Source organism: Gemmatimonadota bacterium, from assembly GCA_016719105.1.
Taxonomy (GTDB): Bacteria; Gemmatimonadota; Gemmatimonadetes; order Gemmatimonadales; family Gemmatimonadaceae; genus SCN-70-22.
In genome coordinates this window covers 418,497-436,984 of sequence record JADKAQ010000008.1, presented here as the reverse complement: position 1 = coordinate 436,984, position 18,488 = coordinate 418,497, and the positions used below count along the sequence as shown (strand labels likewise).

General features: G+C 68.3%; 14 protein-coding genes and 1 pseudogene. All 15 read left to right on the top strand.

The features are described from left to right. Positions 1 to 85 precede the first annotated feature (85 nt). A complete protein-coding gene (locus IPN47_12320; GenBank protein ID MBK9408810.1) occupies positions 86 to 3,433 on the top strand; it encodes a SusC/RagA family TonB-linked outer membrane protein in 3,348 nt (1,115 codons plus the stop codon). Positions 3,434 to 3,477: 44 nt separating this feature from the next. Next, the gene (locus IPN47_12315) at positions 3,478 to 4,782 is read left to right on the top strand and encodes a RagB/SusD family nutrient uptake outer membrane protein (GenBank protein ID MBK9408809.1); all 1,305 of its coding nucleotides are present in this window, start codon (positions 3,478 to 3,480) and stop codon (positions 4,780 to 4,782) included. Positions 4,783 to 4,799: 17 nt separating this feature from the next. Further along, the gene (locus IPN47_12310) at positions 4,800 to 5,882 is read left to right on the top strand and encodes an MBL fold metallo-hydrolase (GenBank protein MBK9408808.1); all 1,083 of its coding nucleotides are present in this window, start codon (positions 4,800 to 4,802) and stop codon (positions 5,880 to 5,882) included. Then, complete coding sequence (locus IPN47_12305; protein MBK9408807.1) at positions 5,879 to 7,528, top strand: M28 family peptidase; 1,650 nt, start codon at positions 5,879 to 5,881, stop codon at positions 7,526 to 7,528. Before IPN47_12310 ends, IPN47_12305 begins: the two co-directional genes overlap by 4 nt. 32 nt (positions 7,529 to 7,560) lie before the next feature. Further along, positions 7,561 to 9,198, top strand: a complete 1,638-nt coding sequence (locus tag IPN47_12300) for an amidohydrolase family protein (protein MBK9408806.1) — start codon at positions 7,561 to 7,563, stop codon at positions 9,196 to 9,198. A 72-nt stretch (positions 9,199 to 9,270) separates the two neighbouring features. Next, positions 9,271 to 10,353 carry an MBL fold metallo-hydrolase gene (locus IPN47_12295; GenBank protein ID MBK9408805.1) on the top strand — a complete coding sequence of 361 codons (1,083 nt, stop codon included), beginning with the start codon at positions 9,271 to 9,273 and terminating at the stop codon, positions 10,351 to 10,353. After that, on the top strand, positions 10,350 to 11,024 hold the full coding sequence (locus IPN47_12290) for an arylsulfatase (protein ID MBK9408804.1): 675 nt from the start codon (positions 10,350 to 10,352) through the stop codon (positions 11,022 to 11,024). Before IPN47_12295 ends, IPN47_12290 begins: the two co-directional genes overlap by 4 nt. Positions 11,025 to 11,146: 122 nt before the next feature. Continuing rightward, entirely contained in the window at positions 11,147 to 12,463 is a 1,317-nt protein-coding gene (locus IPN47_12285; GenBank protein MBK9408803.1) for an aspartate aminotransferase family protein, read from the top strand. Positions 12,464 to 12,474: 11 nt separating this feature from the next. Then, positions 12,475 to 13,830: an amino acid permease gene (locus IPN47_12280; protein MBK9408802.1), complete on the top strand. Its 1,356-nt coding sequence runs from the start codon at positions 12,475 to 12,477 to the stop codon at positions 13,828 to 13,830. A 7-nt stretch (positions 13,831 to 13,837) separates the two neighbouring features. Next, positions 13,838 to 14,713 (top strand): SDR family oxidoreductase, encoded by an 876-nt coding sequence (locus IPN47_12275; GenBank protein ID MBK9408801.1) that lies wholly within the window; start codon positions 13,838 to 13,840, stop codon positions 14,711 to 14,713. A 3-nt stretch (positions 14,714 to 14,716) separates the two neighbouring features. Beyond that, positions 14,717 to 15,505 (top strand): TIM barrel protein, encoded by a 789-nt coding sequence (locus IPN47_12270; protein ID MBK9408800.1) that lies wholly within the window; start codon positions 14,717 to 14,719, stop codon positions 15,503 to 15,505. Continuing rightward, the gene (locus tag IPN47_12265; GenBank protein MBK9408799.1) at positions 15,502 to 15,948 is read left to right on the top strand and encodes a MaoC family dehydratase N-terminal domain-containing protein; all 447 of its coding nucleotides are present in this window, start codon (positions 15,502 to 15,504) and stop codon (positions 15,946 to 15,948) included. Before IPN47_12270 ends, IPN47_12265 begins: the two co-directional genes overlap by 4 nt. Beyond that, positions 15,945 to 16,361, top strand: a complete 417-nt coding sequence (locus IPN47_12260; GenBank protein ID MBK9408798.1) for a dehydratase — start codon at positions 15,945 to 15,947, stop codon at positions 16,359 to 16,361. Before IPN47_12265 ends, IPN47_12260 begins: the two co-directional genes overlap by 4 nt. 66 nt (positions 16,362 to 16,427) lie before the next feature. Next, positions 16,428 to 17,610, top strand: a pseudogene (locus tag IPN47_12255) (lipid-transfer protein). Positions 17,611 to 17,657: 47 nt separating this feature from the next. Next, positions 17,658 to 18,485 carry an SDR family oxidoreductase gene (locus IPN47_12250; GenBank protein MBK9408797.1) on the top strand — a complete coding sequence of 276 codons (828 nt, stop codon included), beginning with the start codon at positions 17,658 to 17,660 and terminating at the stop codon, positions 18,483 to 18,485. Positions 18,486 to 18,488: the final 3 nt, after the last annotated feature.

Below are 18,488 nucleotides of genomic sequence, written 5' to 3'. Positions count from 1 at the left end.
CGTACCGGCACAGGTGGTCTTGGCGAGCGCAACCCGCAGCCCCCAACGGGGACAATCGCTCCTCGATCTCCCGGCACGGCTGGACGTGCGTGGCGTCTCCCTCACGATCGCGCTCACGCGGCTTGCGTCGGAGTCGGGGGTGAGCGTGGGCTTCAGTCCCACCAAGCTGCGCAGCGATTCGCGCACGGTCGCCTGTCGTTGCGCCGACCTCACGATCGCCGAGGCGCTCAATCGCCTGCTGATCGGGCTCCCGGTCCGCTATGAGGAGCGGGAGAACCAGATCGTGGTCGTGCCCGGCGCAGGCACGCCGCTCATGCCCGAAGTGGCGGCCCTGAACGTGACCGAGGCGGCCGCGCTGCCGATCATCACGACCAACCAGCGGATTGCCGCGGACTCTATCGTCTCCGGGCGCGTGGTGGACGCGGCGTCACGGGCGCCGCTTGCCGACGCCCGCATCACGGTGGCCGGTGGCGGCCGGACCGCGGTGACCGATGCGCGCGGCGAGTTCCGCGTGATCGTCGCGACGGCGACGGCCACGCTCGAGATCACGCACCTGGGACACCAGCGCGAGACGCGGCAGGTGCGCGCCGGCGAGACGGGGATCGTGATCGCCATGACCAAGCTCGCCGTGCAGCTCGACCAGGTGGTCATCTCCGGCACGGCGGGGGGCGAGACCATTCGTTCGCAGGGCAACGCGGTCTCCAAGGTCGACGTCTCGGCGATCACCGAGATTGCCCCGCCCAAGGACGTGCAGACGCTGTTGAGTGCCTCCGTCCCCGGAATGGCGATCCAGTCGTCGGGCGGTGCGATCGGGCAGGGCGGCGTCTTCCGCGTGCGCGGGGCGTCGAGCCTCGCGCTCAACTCGGCGCCGATCCTCTACATCGACGGCATCCGCGTGAACAATGCGCAGGCGGGGGGCGTCCCGGCGCAGTTCAACACGACGGGCCCCGGCGGTGACCCGCGCTTCACACCGTCGCGGCTCAACGACATCAATCCGGACGACATCGAGTCGATCGAAGTCGTGAAGGGGCCTGCGGCGGCGACGCTGTACGGGACCGAAGCGTCGAACGGCGTCATCCAGATCACGACCAAGAAGGGGAAAGCAGGGCGTCCGCGGCTGGAGTTCACGGCGCGTGGCGGCGGCAACTGGATCCCCAACCCGGAAAAGACGTTCAACACCGTCTGGTACAAGTCGGCGGCTGGGCAGCTGGTCGAGGTGAACGTCCTCAAGTACGCCCGCGAGACGGGCTTCTCGCAAAGCGTCTACGGCATGTGCCCCAAGCCGTTCGACTCGATCAAGAACGGCAACTGCGTCGGCAACGTGTTCAGCACCGGCGCCCTGGGCTCGTTTGGCGCCAACCTGCGCGGCGGCGCTGAGCAGGTGCGGTACTACTTCTCGGGCGACTACGACGACGAGACCGGGTCGGTCTCGTACAACAACCAGCAAAAGCTCAGCAGCCGCGGCAACATCACCTGGCTTCCGAGCACCAAGCTCACCGTCGACATGGGGCTCGGCTACACCCGCTCCCGCCTGCAGTCCCCCGCGCCGGCCAATCAACCCGTCACCGCGGCCATCAACTTCGCCTGCCCCGCTCCGGGGTGCGAACCCGGTACCAGCTCAGGTGTTCGCCTCGATGGTCCGTTCCGCGGCTGGCCGGGGTTCGAACTCCCCGAGCGGCTGCAGAACGACGCCGAGGCCTTCAGTGACGTCAACCGCGGCATCCTGAACCTGACGGCGACCTACACGCCCTGGAGCTGGTTCACGCATCGCCTGGCGGTGGGTGGCGACTTCACGATGCAGCAGCTGTCAACGCTGTCGCGTCGAGTGGAGGGCAACTTCCGGAACGGCATCGCGCTGCCTAACGGGATGCGCCACGTGTACGACAACGACGTGGCCTTCCGCACGCTCGACTACGGGACCACGGCCAAGTTCACGCGCGGGTCGCTCGGCAGCGCGTCGTCGTACGGCTTTCAGTACTTCGCCCGCAAGACCAACATCTTCTGGGTGCGCTCGGAGAACATCGCAGTCAATGCCCTCGAGACGATTGGCGCCGGGGCGAGCCGTACCTCCGACGAGGAGATCATCGAGAACAAGTCGATGGGGATGTACTTCCAGCAGCAGGTGTCGTGGAAGGAACGCTTCTACCTCACCGGCGCCGTGCGCGGCGACGACAACAGCGCGTTCGGCAAGGACTTCAAGTTCGTCGTCTATCCCAAGGTGAGCGCCTCGTGGGTCATCGGCGAGGAGTCGTGGTTCAAGATCCCGGGCGTCACCACGGCCAAGCTGCGCACGGCGTGGGGCAAGGCCGGGCAGCAGCCGGACGCCTTTGTCGCCATCAAGACGTTCAAGCCACGCGTGGGCGAGACGACATCGGGGCTCACCTCCGACAACCTCGGCAACCCGGACCTCAAGCCTGAGGTCGGGACCGAGTTCGAAGCCGGATTGGACCTCGGGCTCTTTGGCGAGCGCCTCGGGCTCGAGTTCAACGTGTACCGCAAGCGTACCGAGGATGCGATTGTCCCGACGTCCATTGCCCCGTCGGAAGGCTTCACCGGGACGCAGCTGCGCAACCTGGGCGTGGTGGAGAACAAGGGGTGGGAGGTGCTGGCCAACCTCAACCTGTATCGCAGCGACAAGGCGGTGGTCGACCTGCGCACGACGCTCTCCGGCAACGACAACAAGATCGTCTCGCTCGGCGGGACGTCGCGCATTCCGCTCCTGTTCCAGCAGTTCCACGTGCCGGGCTATCCGCTGGCGTCGTTCTTCATGCGGCGCGTAGTCTCGGCCGACCTGGCTAACGGTGTGGCGACCAACGTGAAGTGTGAAGGGGGCGAGTTGATCCCCGGGACCAACCTCTCGGCCGGGGGTGGCGCGCCGGTGGCCTGTGCGCAGGCGCCCGAGGTGTACTACGGCTCGCCGCTCCCCACGTGGCAGGGCTCCACGGCACTGACCATCTCCGTGGGCAACTCGCTGCAGTTCTATACCAACGTCGAGTACATCGGCGGGAACTATCAGCGCAACTCCGAGGTGTCGGCGGCGTTTGCCACGTTCGGAAATGCCAAGTCGTGGTTGGAGCAGAAGGACCCGATCCTCATGGGGATCAAGGCCAACACGTTCGACAGTCGCGGGCAGTGGTCGATCTTCCGGATGGGCTACGCCCGCCTGCGTGAGGTGGCCGGCACCTACACGTTCACACCGCGATTGGCGCAACGCTTCGGGTTGTCGCAGGCGTCCACGACGCTGGCCTGGTCGGGGAACATCTCGACGTTCTGGCGATCGCAGCCCGAGCAGTTTGGCCGGCACTTGACCGATCCGTCGATCCGCGAGAACGGCAACTTCCGCGCGGGCTTCCCCGAAGGGTTGGCCGGCAACCAGCAGGATGCGTGGCCCACCATGCAGCGATTGCAGGTGACGGTCCGGGTGGTTCCGTAGTTCCTCGTCTCGGCGACAGTCTTCCTTACTCGGAGTTCGATACGATGCGGATCGATACACTGCGGACCATCGGGGCGGTCGGATGCGCGGCACTGATCACGCTGGCCGGCTGCAAGGGCGCGCTCGACGTGGAGCTGCCCGGCAAGGTGACCGAGGAGGCGCTGAACAGCCCGCTCAATGCCTCCGTGCTGGCCAACGGAGTCGTCCTCGACTTCGAGTGCGCCTGGTCCAACTACGTGACGGCGGCGAACGCGCTCTCCGACCAGCTGATCAACAGCTCGGCGCAGGGGGTGTCGCAGGCGTGGTACACGCGGCAGATCCTCGAGAACGATGCGTCGCTGCTGAGCAACTGCGAACCGGCCGCCGGGCTCTTTCCGTACGCCACGTTGCAGATCGCACGCAAGGGCGCCGAGCGAGCCTACACGCTGATCGACGGCTTTGCCGACGCAGCGGTGACCAACAAGGGGCTGCTCAAGGCCACCGTGAAGGCCTATGGGGCGTACGCTACCTTGGCGTTAGGCGAAGGCTTCTGCGAGGCGGTGCTCACGCCGGGACAGGTGCAGCCGGCGTCGGCGGCGCTACAGGCCGCCGAGGCGCAGTTCACCGACGCCATCACGCTGGCCACCGCGGCCAACAACACTGACCTGCTGAACATGGCGCGCGTGGGACGTGCACGCGTGCGCCTGGATCTGGGCAACTTTGCGGGGGCACGCACCGACGCGGCGGCCGTCCCGGCGGGCTACACCAAGCTGGCCACGCGCGGCGCGGGCGAGCGCCAGCGCTGGAACCTGGTGTTCGAGTTGCAGAACAACATCGGGTCAGCGACGAATCGCCACGGGTCGGTGGCCAACAACTACCGCGGCGTCACGTGGCAGAGCGTGGCCGATCCCCGCGTGAGCGTGTCGGCCACCAACAACGGCTTCGGGAGCGACGGGATCACCCCGTTCTTCTCGCACAACAAGGCGCTGGCTCGCGGCGACGGCCAGGCGATTGCCACGTACAAGGAAGCACAGCTCATCGTGGCCGAGGCGGCGGCGCGCACGGGTGACCTGGCCACGGCGCGCGACATCATCCGGGCGCGCCACACGGCGGCCGGGATCCCGGGGTACGACGCCAACAACACGGCCACGCAGAACGAGGTCATCGCCCAGGTCATCGAAGAGCGCAGCCGCGAGATGTTCCTCGAGGAGGGGCACCGCCTCAACGACATGCTGCGCTTCCGCACCACGGCGTTCAAGATCCCGTTCCGCGGTGAGGCGGGGTCGATCCATCCCAACGGCGTCGACCATCGCGGCCTCGTCTACGGCCCGACGACGTGCATCCCGCTTCCGCTGGCAGAAAAGAGCTGACGCGCGAGGATTTCGCGATGCGACCGATGGTGTACCGGTACCTTGTGGGGCTCGCGATGCTGATCGCGAGCCCCTTCGTTCCCGTGGCCGCGCAGGGCAACGCGCCACCGCCAGGCGCAACGTATGCCGGGGAGGCCTTCGCCTTCCGCAAGGTTGCCGACGGCGTCTGGTTCGCTGTCGGCACCGGGGTGGTGAGCGCCGAGTCGAACCACGCCATCATCGAGCTGGGCGACGAGGTGCTGGTGGTCGACGCGGGGACGAGTCCCGCGGCAGCGTGGGCCCTGTTGCACGAGCTGCCGCGCGTCACCAAGAAGCCGGTGCGGCACCTGGTGATCACCCACATGCACTACGATCACGCGCACGGCACCCAGTCGTTTCCGCCCGGCGTGGCGATCATCGGGAGCGAGTACACGCGCGCCATGTTGGCCGCCGGGAAGTCGGTGGAGCACCCCACCGCGATCGGCAACCGAAACTTCTCCAACACGCAGATCCAGAACCTGAGCAAGGCGCTCGACACCGCGTCGACGCCGGCGAGCAAGGCCGACATCACCCGGCGGCGTGCGGTGTGGGAGCAGTACCTGGCATCGGTGGCGACGCTCACCCCGGTGGCGCCTAACGTGACGCTCTCCGAGCGCCTCTCGATCGTGCGCGGCGGGCGCGAGGTGCAGGTGATCTTCCCGGGGCGGGCGCACACCGACGGCGACCTGGTCGTCTGGCTGCCGAAGGAGCGCGTCCTGGTCACCGGCGACCTGCTGCAGCCGGGCGTCCCCTACATGGGCGACGGCTACCTGAACGACTGGGCCAACGTGCTCGACACGATGATCGCGATGCGGCCCAGCGTGGTCCTCCCCGGGCATGGCGACGAGTTCCGCGACATGGCGGTGGTGGAGCGCCTGCGCGACTACATGCGCGCCATCTGGACGCAATGCGCCGACGCCAAGGCCAGGGGGCTCACGCCCGAGCAGGCGGCGGCCGCGCTTGACCTCACGCGCTTCGACCCGTACTACCCCCGTTTCCCCGGGTGGACGGATGAGATGGTGGTCCGCCGCCGGCTGGGGACGGTGCGGCGGGTCTACCAACTCCTGGACGAGCGACGATGAACGCATCACGGATCGCGCGGGCGCTGCTCCTGGCAGCGCCCCTTGTGGCATCGCTGACCTCGGCCACTCCACTCGCGGCGCAGGGCGCCGCACCGCACGCCGAGGCCATCACGGCATCGCGCATGCGCGCCGACCTCATGTTCCTGGCGGGCGACGGCTTTCGCGGGCGGCTGACCGACACGCCGGAGAACGCCTTGGCGCTCGAGTGGATCAAGGCCCGCTTCGAGTGGCTCGGGCTGGCGCCGAGGGGTTCGGGCGGATCGTACTTCGCCCCCTACAACCTGATCACCAGCACGTTAGGCACGACCAACGAGCTCGCGGTGGACTGGGGCACGGCGACATCGCGCCACGTCGTGGGGGGTGACTTCCACCCGCGCTTTCACTCGGCCACGGGGCGCGCGAGCGGTACGGTCGCCTTCGTCGGCTTCGGCATCAGCGCCCCGGCGCTCCAGCACGATGACCTGGCGGGCGACGTGCGCGGGAAGATCCTCCTGATGCTCGACAACGAGCCGGGGGTGAACGATCCCGCGAGTCCGTTCGACGGCGTCGTGAACTCGGAGTACGCCAACCAACTGCGCAAGACGCTCGCGGCGCAGGCGCGTGGCGCTGCCGGCGTCCTGTTCGTGGCGGACGTGCACAACCGGCAAGGCGAGGAAGACTTCGACGGGGCGACGCGGGCGTACTGGCCCGCCACCCCCATGCGCCTCCCGCGCTACACGCTGGCCTCGTGGATGCAGCAGGTCCACATCCCCGCGGGGCAGATCTCGATTGCGCTCGCGGAGCAACTCGTGAAGGGGACGGGGAAGTCGCTCGTCACGCTCGCGCGCGCCGCGGAATCGAGTCATGCGCCGCTCGTGCTCCCCGGCGTGAGCGTCACCATCACGACCGCCCTGCAGCGGACGGTTGTGCCGGATCGCAACGTCGTCGCGATGCTGGAAGGAAGCGACCCGGTGCTCAAGGACGAGTACGTATTGATCGCCGCCCATCCGGACCACAACGGCGCCGACGGCGCGCAGATCTTCAACGGCGCGGATGACAACGGGTCGGGGACGGTCGGGCTGCTCGCCATCGCCGATGCGTACGCGCGGGCGGCGGCGCAGGGCATTCGTCCCAAGCGATCCATCCTGTTCGTCGCGCTCAATTCCGAAGAGCGCGGGCCGCTGATGGGGGCGTGGGGCTACGTCGAGGCCCCGGTCGTCCCGCTGGCGCGCACGGTGGCGATGCTCAACATGGACATGATCGGGCGCAATGAAGAGATCCCCCCCAACGGCGGTGCGCGCTTTCGTGGGTTGCCCGTGCAGAGCGCCGACGCCAACCGCAACAGCGTGAACCTGTACGGCTTCAGCCGCAGCAACACCCTCACCGCGGCCATCGAGCGCTCGAATGCGGCCATCAAGCTCACGCTCGAAAAGCGCTACGACAACAACATCTCGCAGCTGCTACGGCGCACCGACATGTGGGCCTTCCAGCAGAGCGGGGTGCCGGCGGTGACCTTCGCCACGGGGCTGCACCCCGACTATCACCGCGTCGAGGATCGCCCCGAGCGCATCGAGTACGACAAGATGGAGCGTATCGTGCGGTTGGTGCACCAGGCGAGCTGGGACCTGGCCAACGCCCCGGACCGCCCCGCCCTCAACAAACGTTAGGCGGGGTCGTGTCCCGCCGGAGGCTCTGCATCATGCGTCGCCGTCGTCACCTGCCGCTGCCGTGGTACGTTCCTGCCGCGCTCCTCATGTCTGCCACTGTTGCGCCTGATGTGGCGGCGCAGCGCGCGGGCACCGCGCCAGCCATGCGCGTCGACCGCCTGATTGTCGGTGGGCGCCTGCTGGACGGCGCCGGCGGTGACTGGGTGTGGGCCGACGTCGGCATCACCGGCGACAAGATCAGCTTCGTCGGACACGCCTTCGATGCCAAGGTGACGGCGAAGGACACGATCGACGCCAAGGGGTTGCTCGTCACCCCGGGACTCTGGGACGTACACAACCACGAGCGCCTCGAGAAAGCGCCGGGAAAGCTCGCCGTCCCCTTCATTACACAAGGCGTCACGACCGTCATCGTCGGCATCGACGGTTTCGGCAACAACGAAGTCGCCAAGGCCTTCACGTCGTGGCGGCGCGGTGGCATTGCGGTCAACGCGCTCACCTTCGTGGGACACGGCCCGGCGCGTACGGCGGTGATGGGGACCGACTTCGCGCGCGAGGCGACGCCGGCCGAGGTCGAGAAGATGCGCGCCTACGTGCGGAAGGGGATGCAGGAAGGGGCGCTCGGCTTCTCGACGGGGCTGGCCTACAACCCGGGCTACTACTCCTCCACCGCCGAGGTCATCGCCCTCAACAAGGTGGCCGCCGAGTTTGGCGGGATCTACGACACGCACGACCGCGACATGGGGGTCAGCTACAAGGGGATCGGGTTTCTCAACTCGGTCAAGGAGGCGATGGAGATCGCGGAGAAGGGCGGGACGCCGCTCGTCTTCTCGCACTTCAATTCGTTAGGCAACCGGGCGCACGCCCAGATGCCCGAGGCCATCCGACTCATCGAGGCGGCGCGCGGGCGCGGCGTGAACATCATGGGGGCGGGGATCATCTTCACCAACTCCGAGTCGAGCATCGACGGGCACCTGATGCCGCGCTGGGCCCCGGCGGGTGGCACCGATTCGTTGCTGGCTCGCCTCCAGGACCCGGTCACGTGGGCGCGCATGGAGGCGGAGATCGACGAGATCCTGACCAACCGCGGTGGCGCCACCAAGATCATCATCACCGAGGGACCCAAGGCCTGGACCAAGCGCACGCTCGCCGACATCGCCCGTGAGATGGGCGTGTCGCCGACGGAGGCGCTGCGCCGCATGATCCTCCAGACCAAGGGGGGACGGCTGATGGACATGAACGTCGACATCTACAGTCCCGAGAACGTGCGCCTGCTCGCCGTGAAGGACTGGATGATGACGACGGTCGACGGCTACACACCGGAGAGCGACAGCACCTACACGCACCCGCGCACGTATGGGGGCTTCACGCACAAGATCACGCAGCTGGTCTTCGAGGAGAAGCTGGTCACGCTCCCGTTCCTGATTCGCAGCATGACGTCGCTCCCGGCCGCGTTCTACACGATTCCCAACCGCGGGCTCATCAAGCCGGGCTTCTTCGCCGACATTGCCATCTTCGACGTGGCGCGCATGAAGGCCAACGCGACCTACGACAACCCGCGGCAGTATTCCGACGGCACAGTGCACGTCCTCGTGAACGGGAGATTCGCGCTCAAGGACGGCAAGGTGACGGGGGTACTGGCTGGACAACCGGTGCGTCGCGGCGGACGTTAGCCGCGGCGGACGTTAGCGCAGGCCGGCGCCACGGCGAGCGGCGATCCGGCGGGGACCACCACATCAGGACGGATGATGCGAAACACCGTGCGCGCGCTGGCACTGGTCAGCACGCTCGTAGGCGCCGCGCCGCGCGTGGTCGCCGGACAGGCGCTTCCGCCGACCCCCCCTGGGGCTGAGTACGAGGGGAAGGCCTACAGCTTCACGAAGATCGCCGACGGCGTGTACCACGCCGTCGGGACCGGCAACCTGGCGGTTGGGGCGAATGCCACGGCCATCATCAATGCCGACGACGTCATGCTCGTCGACTCGCACGTCTCGCCGGCGGCGGCGTGGGCCCTGCTCAAGGAGTTGCGGGAGATCACGACCAAGCCGGTGCGCTACGTGGTCAACACGCACTTCCACTACGATCACGCCCACGGCAACCAGGTTTACGGCCCCGGCGTGGAGATCATCGGGCACGAGTTCACGCGTGCGGCGCTGCTGGCGGGGACGTCCAAGGCGAGCGCCTCGTACAAGGGGTTGGAGCGCGTGCTGGCGCAGCGGGACGATTCGTTGCGGCGCCTGGTGGCCAGCGCCCGCACCGACTCGGCGCGCACCGCCGCCCAGCGCAGTCTCCGACAGGTGCAACGTTACCAGCGGGCCGTCGATGCCGTGATCCCGGTGCCGCCCACCGTGACCCTGTCGCAGCAGATGACGCTCGTTCGCGGGGGGCGCGAGATCCGCATCGTCTTCCTCGGGCGTGGACACACAGGGGGGGACGTGGTCGTGCACCTGCCGAAGGAACGCGTCCTCATCACCGGCGACCTGGTGGGGAGCGGCCTCCCGTACCTTGGCGACGGCTACATCGACGAGTGGGCGACGACGCTGGAGCGCCTGCCATCGCTCGAGTGGGAGGTCATGCTCCCCGGGCACGGGGCCCCGGTGCGCGACCGCGGGCGGCCGTTGCATCTGGCGGCACTCCTGCGCGACTTCCACCGCCAGGCCACGGCGCTCCTCGACCAGGGGCTCTCGGTGGATGCCGCCGAGCCGCGCATCGACGTGAGCGCGCACGTGGGCCACTACCCCGCCCTCGCCAACCGCACCAGCGATGACATGCGCGAACGTTTCACCCTGGGGCTGTTCCGCATCCGCGAACTGCGGCAGGCGAAATGAGCGGACCGCCAGCGCCGCGCATCGCCCTCATCCACGCCCTCCCGGAATCGCTCGCCCCGCTCAACGCCGAGCTGGACCTGGCGTGGCCCGACTGCGTGCGCATGCACCTGCTCGACGACTCGCTGTCGGCCGACGTCGCCCGCGCGCCGCACGGGCTCGACGAATCGTTCGACCAGCGCTTCCTCCTCCTCGCCGAGTACGCCGTCACCACCGGCGTGGACGGGATTCTCTTCAGCTGCTCGGCCTTCGGGCGGTGCATCGAGGAGGTGGCGCGCTGGCTGGCGCCGCTCCCGGTCCTCAAGCCTAACGAGGCCATGATCGACGATGCGCTGGCGACGGGGCGACGCATCGGGCTGGTGGCGACGTTCGCGCCGACCCTCACCTCCATGGCGCCCGAATTCCCCGAGGGGGCCGACCTCCGCACGGCGCTCGCCGCCGGCGGGCTCGACGCACTGCGTGCCGGCGACTTCGAGCGGCATGATGCGCTCATCGCTGAGGCGGCGACACGACTGGTCGACGACGGGTGCGGGGTCATCGCCCTGGCGCAGTTCAGCATGGCGCGCGCGGCCGCCGTGGTCGCCGAACGCACCGGGGTCCCCGTGCTCACCTCGGTGGGGAGTGCCGTGCGCCGACTGAAGCAGCGCGTGGCGGGGGAGGCACCGGGCGGGTAGCCCGGCGTCGCGCCGAAAGCCACCGTTCGTTGGTACAAGCACGAAGGCGGGACGTAGGTGGGGAGGCATCGTCTCCTCGCCCTCCTCGCCGCCCTGTCATGACCTCCGGCAGCCTATCTTCCGTGTCCGCCGCGCCCTCGACCGCCGCCTCCAAGCATCTTTTCGACGAAGCCTGCCAGTACATCCCCGGCGGTAGTTCGCGCGTGCACTACTTCTACGAGCCGTATCCCATCTACGCGCACAGTGGGCGCGGGTGCCGGCTCACCGACGTCGACGGGGTCGAGCGACTCGACTTCGTGAACAACATGACGTCGCTCATCCACGGGCATGCCCACCCGCAGATCGTCGCGGCCATCACCGACCAGGCCCAGCGCGGGACCGCGTGGTCGGAACCCGGAGCAGAAGAAGTGCGGCTGGCCAAGCACCTGGTGGAGCGCGTCCCGTCCATCGAACGCATCCGCTTTGGCAACTCCGGGACCGAGAACGTGATGATGGCGGTCAAGCTCGCCCGCGCGTTCACGGGGCGGCACAAGATCGCCAAGTTCGAAGGGTTCTATCACGGCTACTACGACTACATCCAGGTCTCGGTCAAGAGCGCGGCGTCCAACTGGGGTCCGGAGGAGTCGCCGGCGAGCGTCCCCAACTCCGGCGGCCTGTCGCCGACGGTGCTCGACGAGGTCGTGACGATTCCGTTCAACAAGCCGGAGCTGCTGGAAGCACTGTTGGCGAAGCACGGGGCCGACCTGGCGGCGTTCCTGGTCGACCCGCTCGCCTCGCAGGCCGGCTCGCCGGTCCCGGCGACCGGTTTCCTCGAGCGCCTCACCGAGCTCACGCGACACCACGGCATCGTCCTCATCTACGACGAGGTGGTCTCGTTCCGGCTGGGGTACGCCGGGGGGCAGGAGCGCTACGGCGGCACGCCGGACCTCACGGCGTTAGGCAAGATCATCGGCGGCGGCCTCCCCGTGGGTGCGGTCGGCGGGCGCGCCGACATCATGGCATTGCTCGACCCGTCGAAGGGACCGCCCAAGGTCCTCTCGGGCGGGACGTTCAGCGCCAACCCGCTCACCATGGCCGCGGGGCTCACGGCGATGGAGCTGTACACGCGCGCCGAGGTGGAGCGGTTGAATGCGCTCGGCGCTCGCCTGCGCGACGGCATGAACGCCTGCTTCGAGGCGCGCGGGCTGGCGATGCGTGCGGGGGGTGACGGCACGTTGTGCCGCATCCTCCTGATGAACGACCCGGTGCGCGACTACCGACAGTTCGTCACCGACTCAGGCCCAGCCAAACAATTGGCAGCGATTCACGCACGGCTGCTCGACGAAGGGGTGATCATCACGCGCGCCGGGACGGCGTGCTTGTCGACGCCGATGGGGGAGAGCGAGGTCGAGATGTTCGTGCGCGCGCTGGACCGCGCACTCGACCACGTCCCCGCCTGAGCGGCGCGCGCGTGGCCTCGCACGGCGACGGAGCGCTCAAGCGCGGACTCGGCCCCCTCGAGGCCATCACGCTGGTAGTGGGGGGGACGATCGGGGCGAGCATCTTCCTGGTCCCCAGCGCCGTCGCGCGCGAGGTCGGGTCGCCCGGGCTGGCGCTCTCGGCGTGGCTCCTCACCGGCTTCATGGCGCTCTGTGGTGCGCTGAGCTTTGCCGAGCTGGCCGGCGCGATTCCCGAGACGGGGGGGACGTACCAGTTCCTCAAGCGCGCCTATCCCGGGACGCCGATTGCCTTTCTCTTCGGCTGGATGATGTTCTTCGCCTATGCGGCGAGCGCCACGGCGGTGACCACGTCGCTGGCGGTGGAGAGCGCCGGGCACTTCATCTCCAAGTACACGAGCTTCACCCCGCTGATGAGCCGCTCGCTCACGGTGCTGATCATCGTGACCTTTACTACGGTCAACTGCATCGGCGTGCGCGAGAGCGGAAAGACGCAGAACATCCTCACCTTGCTCAAGGTGGGCGGCATCATCGCCATCATCGGCGCGTGCTTCCTCCTGGGCGATGGACGACCGAGTCCGTACTCCCCGCTGCTTCCCGCCGGGCGTTCCCTGGGCGAGACGACCGGGTCGCTGGGGACGGCGATGATCCTCACCGTCTTCTCGTACAGCGGGTGGTACTTCATCACGCACGTGGCCGGCGAGGTCCGCGAGCCGCAGAAGAACCTCCCGCGCGCGATCTTCGCCGGAATGGGGATCCTGATCGCGCTGTACGTGGCGGTGAACGCGGCGTACATCTACGTGTTGCCGTTCGAGACGCTCAAGAACTCCCCGCGGGTCGCCGCCGACGCGATGAATGCCGTCTTCGGTCCCATCGGGGCCGACATCATCTCGGCGGTCGCCTTTCTCTCGGCCATCGGCGCCGTGAACGCACAGCTGCTCAACTACCCACGCATTCCGTTCTCGTTGGCAAGCGACGGGGTCTTTTTCAAGAAGCTGGCCATGGTACATCCCACGCGTCGCACGCCCGTCAACGCGATTGCGGTCTTCGCGCTCATCGCCTGCACCTTCGCCATCAGCGGGACGTACCAGGACAACCTGACGTATGTCGGCTTCGTGGGGCAGCTCTTCATGGCGCTCACCGTCTTTGGGCTCATCGTGCTGCGGCGTCGCGAACCCAACCTGGCGCGCCCCTTCCGCGTCCCGCTCTATCCGCTCACGCCGTTGATGTATGTGGGTATCCTGACGTGGTACCTCGGCAACCTCCTCGTGAATCGCTTCGCGTACAGCATGGTGGGGATCGGGATCGTGCTGGCCGGGCTCCCCTTCTACGTCTACTGGACGCGGCGCGCCGCGTCGGCGACCACGTGAGCGAGACATGAACCCATTCGTTCCCGGATTCCTCGCCGGCAAGGTCGCCTTTGTAGCTGGCGGCACCAGCGGCATCAACCTCGCCATCGCCCACGCCCTGGCCGAGTACGGCGCGCGGGTGGCGGTGATGAGTCGCAACGCGGCGCGTGTGGAGTCGGCGGTGGCGGCGTTGCGCGCACATGGCGGACAGGTGTACGGCGTGGCTGGCGATGTGCGCGACTTCGGCGCGGTCGAGCGTGCGGTCGCGGGGGCGCACGAGGCCCTCGGTCCATTCGACATCGTGGTCTCGGGGGCGGCAGGCAACTTCATCTGCCCGGCCGATGAACTCTCGTCCAATGGCTTTCGCGCCGTGGTGGAGATCGACCTCATCGGGACCTTTCACGTCCTGCGCGCGGCCAAGGCCGTGCTGCGCGTCCCCGGCGCATCGCTCATCAACATCTCCGCACCGCAGTCGACCGAAGCATTCTGGGGCCAAGCCCATGTGAGCGCCGCCAAGGCGGGGGTCGACATGCTCACGCGCTCGCTCGCGGTGGAATGGGGACACGAAGGGATTCGCGTCAACGGAATCGTCCCCGGCCCCATTGGCGACACCGAGGGGATGGCGCGCCTGGCCCCGACAGAGGAGATCCGCGAGCAGTGGGCGCAGATGAATCCCATGCGGCGCTTCGGGACGGGGCACGACGTGGCGCAGGTGGCGCTCTTCCTGTGCAGCGACGCGGCCGGATACGTGAACGGGACCATCGTCTACTGTGATGGCGGACAGGTACTGGCCGGTGGGCGCGACTACCGGGCGAGTTGGCTGGCGATGAAGGCGGCGCAGCAGCGCGCCACACCGGAGGGTGCGACACCGGATCGCGTCGCACCTGGCACGTCGGCGGAGTAGGCGATGCAGCTGTCGGCGTCGGTCTCGTTCATGTTCCGCGAGCTGCCGTTGCTGGAGCGTTTCGCGGCGGTGCGCGCGGCCGGCTTTGCCGGCGTCGAGATCCAGGGGCTCGCCGAGGGCGACGTGGACGAGATGGCGCGCGCGGCGCGCGACGCGCAGCTCCAGGTCGTGCTCATCAACGTGGGGTCGCGCGACTACGCCACGGGTGGCGATGGGCTGTCGGGGGTCCCCGGGCGCGAGGACGCGTTCCGCGAGTCGCTGGAGCACGCGCTCGACGCGGCGGCCACGTTAGGCGCGTTGCACGTGCACCTCGGGCCGTCGCGCATCCCGGCCGGGGTCTCACGGGACGACTGCCTGCACACCTACCTGGCCAACGTTCGCCTGGCGCTCTGCCTGAGTCGCGCCAAGGGCACCTCGCTCCTGATCGAGGCGATGAACCGCGTCGATGCGCCGACCGCGCTCCTGGCCGACCTGCAGCAGGCCGCCGACGTGGTACGCTGCCTGGGGAGCCAGCGCCTGGGGTTGCAGTTCGACGTCTATCACACGGCCATGAACGGCGGCGACCCAGTCGAGGCGTTCACGCACGTGCGGGCCATTGCCCGTCACGTGCAATTCGCCGACGTCCCGGGGCGGCACGAGCCCGGCACCGGGTCGCTCGACATCCCGGCGATCCTGCAGGCGATTGGCAGGAGCGGGTACGCCGGCTGGTACGGCGCCGAGTATCATCCGCAACGCTCGACGGTGGAAAGCCTGGCGTGGCTGGCGACGATGCCCAAGCAGGCCCCCGCATGATCGACCGCGCCATCATCGGTCGCGAGTGGCCCCCCTTTGAAGTGGAGATCGAGAAGGGGCGGCTGACGCTCCTGGCCAAGGCGATCGGCGAGACGCGGCCGATCTACACCGATGAAGCCGCCGCGCGTGCCGCCGGCTACCGCTCGATCGTGGCGCCGCCGACCTTCGCCTTCTGCCTGCAGGCCGACAGTCCGGTCGGGTCGGGGTACCTCACCGACGTGGGCATTCCCATCACCGACGTGCTGCACGGGGAGCAGTCGTACACGTTTCACGACGTGATGTGTGCGGGGGACCGCGTGCGCGTGACGCGGCGCGTGGTCGACGTCTACGACAAGAAGGGGGGAGCGCTCGAGTTCGTCGCGTTCGAGAGCGAGGTGCGCCATGCCGATAGCGGGGCGTTGGTCGCGGTGGGGCGGCAGGTGATGATCTGGAGGCACCGGTGACCGGGCTGCCGACCGACGCGCTGCGGGTGGGCGAAACGTTGCCGCCGCTGGTGCTCCCGCCGCTCACGCGGGCCACGCTCGCCCTGTACGCGGGGGGCTCGGGCGACCACATCCCGCTGCACATCGACTCGGACTTCGCGAAAGCCGCCGGCCACCGCGATGTCTTCATGCACGGCATGCTTGGCGTGGCGTACCTGGTACGCATGATCACGCACTGGGTGCCACAGGAACGGCTGCGCGACATCCACGTGCGCTTCTCGGCCATCACGTACCCCGGCGAGCAATTGACGGCGGCGGGGGTCGTGTCGGCCATTGCGCCCGACGGCGCGGTGGCGCTCGCGCTCACGCTGCGCAACGCGCAGGGTGAGGTGAAGATCGCCGGGGGCGCGACGGTGGTGCCGCAGGCGCGGTAGGCGACGACGTCGGCGCCCGCGGGTGTCGACCCATGACGCGACAACACACGGAAACACGAGGACACGATGTCGAGAACAGTGGTCGTCGCGGGGGTCGGCATGGTCCCCTTCGCCAAGCCCGGCAAGAGCGATCCGTACACGGTGATGGCCTCAACCGCCGCGCGCACCGCGCTGGCCGACGCGGGGATCGCGTACCACGACGCCGAGCAGGTGTACGTGGGCTATGTGTATGGCGACAGCTGCGCCGGCCAGCGGGCGATGTACGAGGTGGGGTTGAGCGGAGCGCCGATCATCAACGTGAACAACAACTGCGCTACCGGCTCGACCGCGCTCTTCCTCGCGCGACAGGCGGTGGCCAGCGGGGCGGTGGAGTGTGCGCTCGCCGTCGGCTTCGAGCAGATGATCCCCGGCCCGCTCATCAAGCTGTTCCAGGATCGTCCCATCCCCACCGAACTCGTGGCCGGTGCGCTCGATCGCACCGACGGCATCGACAAAGGGGCGCCGCTGGCGCCGCAGTACTTTGCCGCAGCGGGCCGTCACTACATGAAGGAGCATGGCATCAAGCCGAGCACCTTTGCCAAGATCTCGGTCAAGGCGCGCAAGCATGCCTCGCTCAATCCGTTCGCCATCTTCCGCGAGCCGGTGACTGAGGACGAGGTGCTCGCCTCGCCCGCGGTGAGCGACCCGCTGACGCGGCTGCAGTGCTGCCCTCCCACCTGCGGCGCGGCGGCGGCGGTGGTCTGCTCACGCGACTTCGCGACGCGCCACGGCATCGACGCGCGCGTGACGATCGCCGCCCAGGTGATGGCCACCGACATCCCCGGGACGTTTGATGCCGGCAACATGATGCGGTCGGTGGGCTACGACATGGCCAAGGGAGCGGCGCAGCGCGCGTATGACGCCGCGGGGATCGGCCCGGAGGATGTAGATGTGGTGGAGCTGCACGACTGCTTCACCGCCAACGAACTCATCGCCTACGAGGCGCTGGGACTCACACCCGAGGGGACGGCGGAGCGCTTCATTGTCGAGGGCGACAATACCTTTGGCGGCAAGGTAGTCACCAACCCGTCGGGGGCTCCTCTCCAAGGGGCACCCGTTAGGCGCCACCGGGCTGGCCCAATGCACCGAACTCACCTGGCAGCTGCGCGGGATGTCGGGGGCGCGCCAGGTCGAGGGGGCGCGCATCGCGCTGCAGCACAACCTCGGCCTGGGCGGCGCGTGCGTCATCACGCTCTACCGCGCCGACTGATCATCCCGCACGTTGTCTCGCCTTCACACCCACTCGCACCTCGCATCATGAAGCTCGCCGGAAAGGTCGCCATCATCACCGGTGCCGGACGCGGCATCGGGCAGGCCATCGCGCTCAAGCTCGCCAGCGAGGGGGCGCACATCGTCGTCAACGATCTCGATGCCGCACCGGCGCAGGAGACCGTCGCCGCCATCGAGGCGAGCGGAGGGAAGGCGGTTGCCGTCTCTGGGAGTGTGGCCGACAGGGACTTTCCCGAGCGCTTCGTGCGCACGGCGGTCGACAGCTTCGGCGGGCTGGACATCATCATCAACAACGCCGGCTTCACCTGGGACAACGTGATCCAGAAGATGACCGACGAGCAGTGGGACGCGATCATGGACGTGCACCTCAAGGCGCCGTTCCGCATCCTGCGCGCCGCGAGCGAGGTGATTCGCGCCAACGCCAAGCGGGAGGCCGAGGCCGGGACCCCCGTGTATCGCAAGGTGGTGAACATCTCGTCGGTCTCGGGGACCAACGGCAACCCGGGGCAGGCCAACTACTCGTCGGCCAAGGCGGGGATCATCGGCCTCACCAAGGCGATGGCCAAGGAGTGGGGGCGCTACAAGGTCACCGTGAACGCGGTCGCCTTCGGCGTCATCGAAACACGCCTCACCTCGGCGCCTGCGCACGGCGGGGCCACGATCGACATCGAGGGACGGCACATCCCGGTCGGGCTCAATCCGGAGGCGTTCAAGAAGCTCGAGGCCATCATCCCGTTAGGCAGGCCCGGGACGGTGGAGGAGGCGGCCGGTGCGGTGTACCTGTTCTGCATCCCGGAGTCCAACTACATCACCGGCGAGGTCGTCACCTGTGGCGGCGGCTACAAGATGGCATGAGCC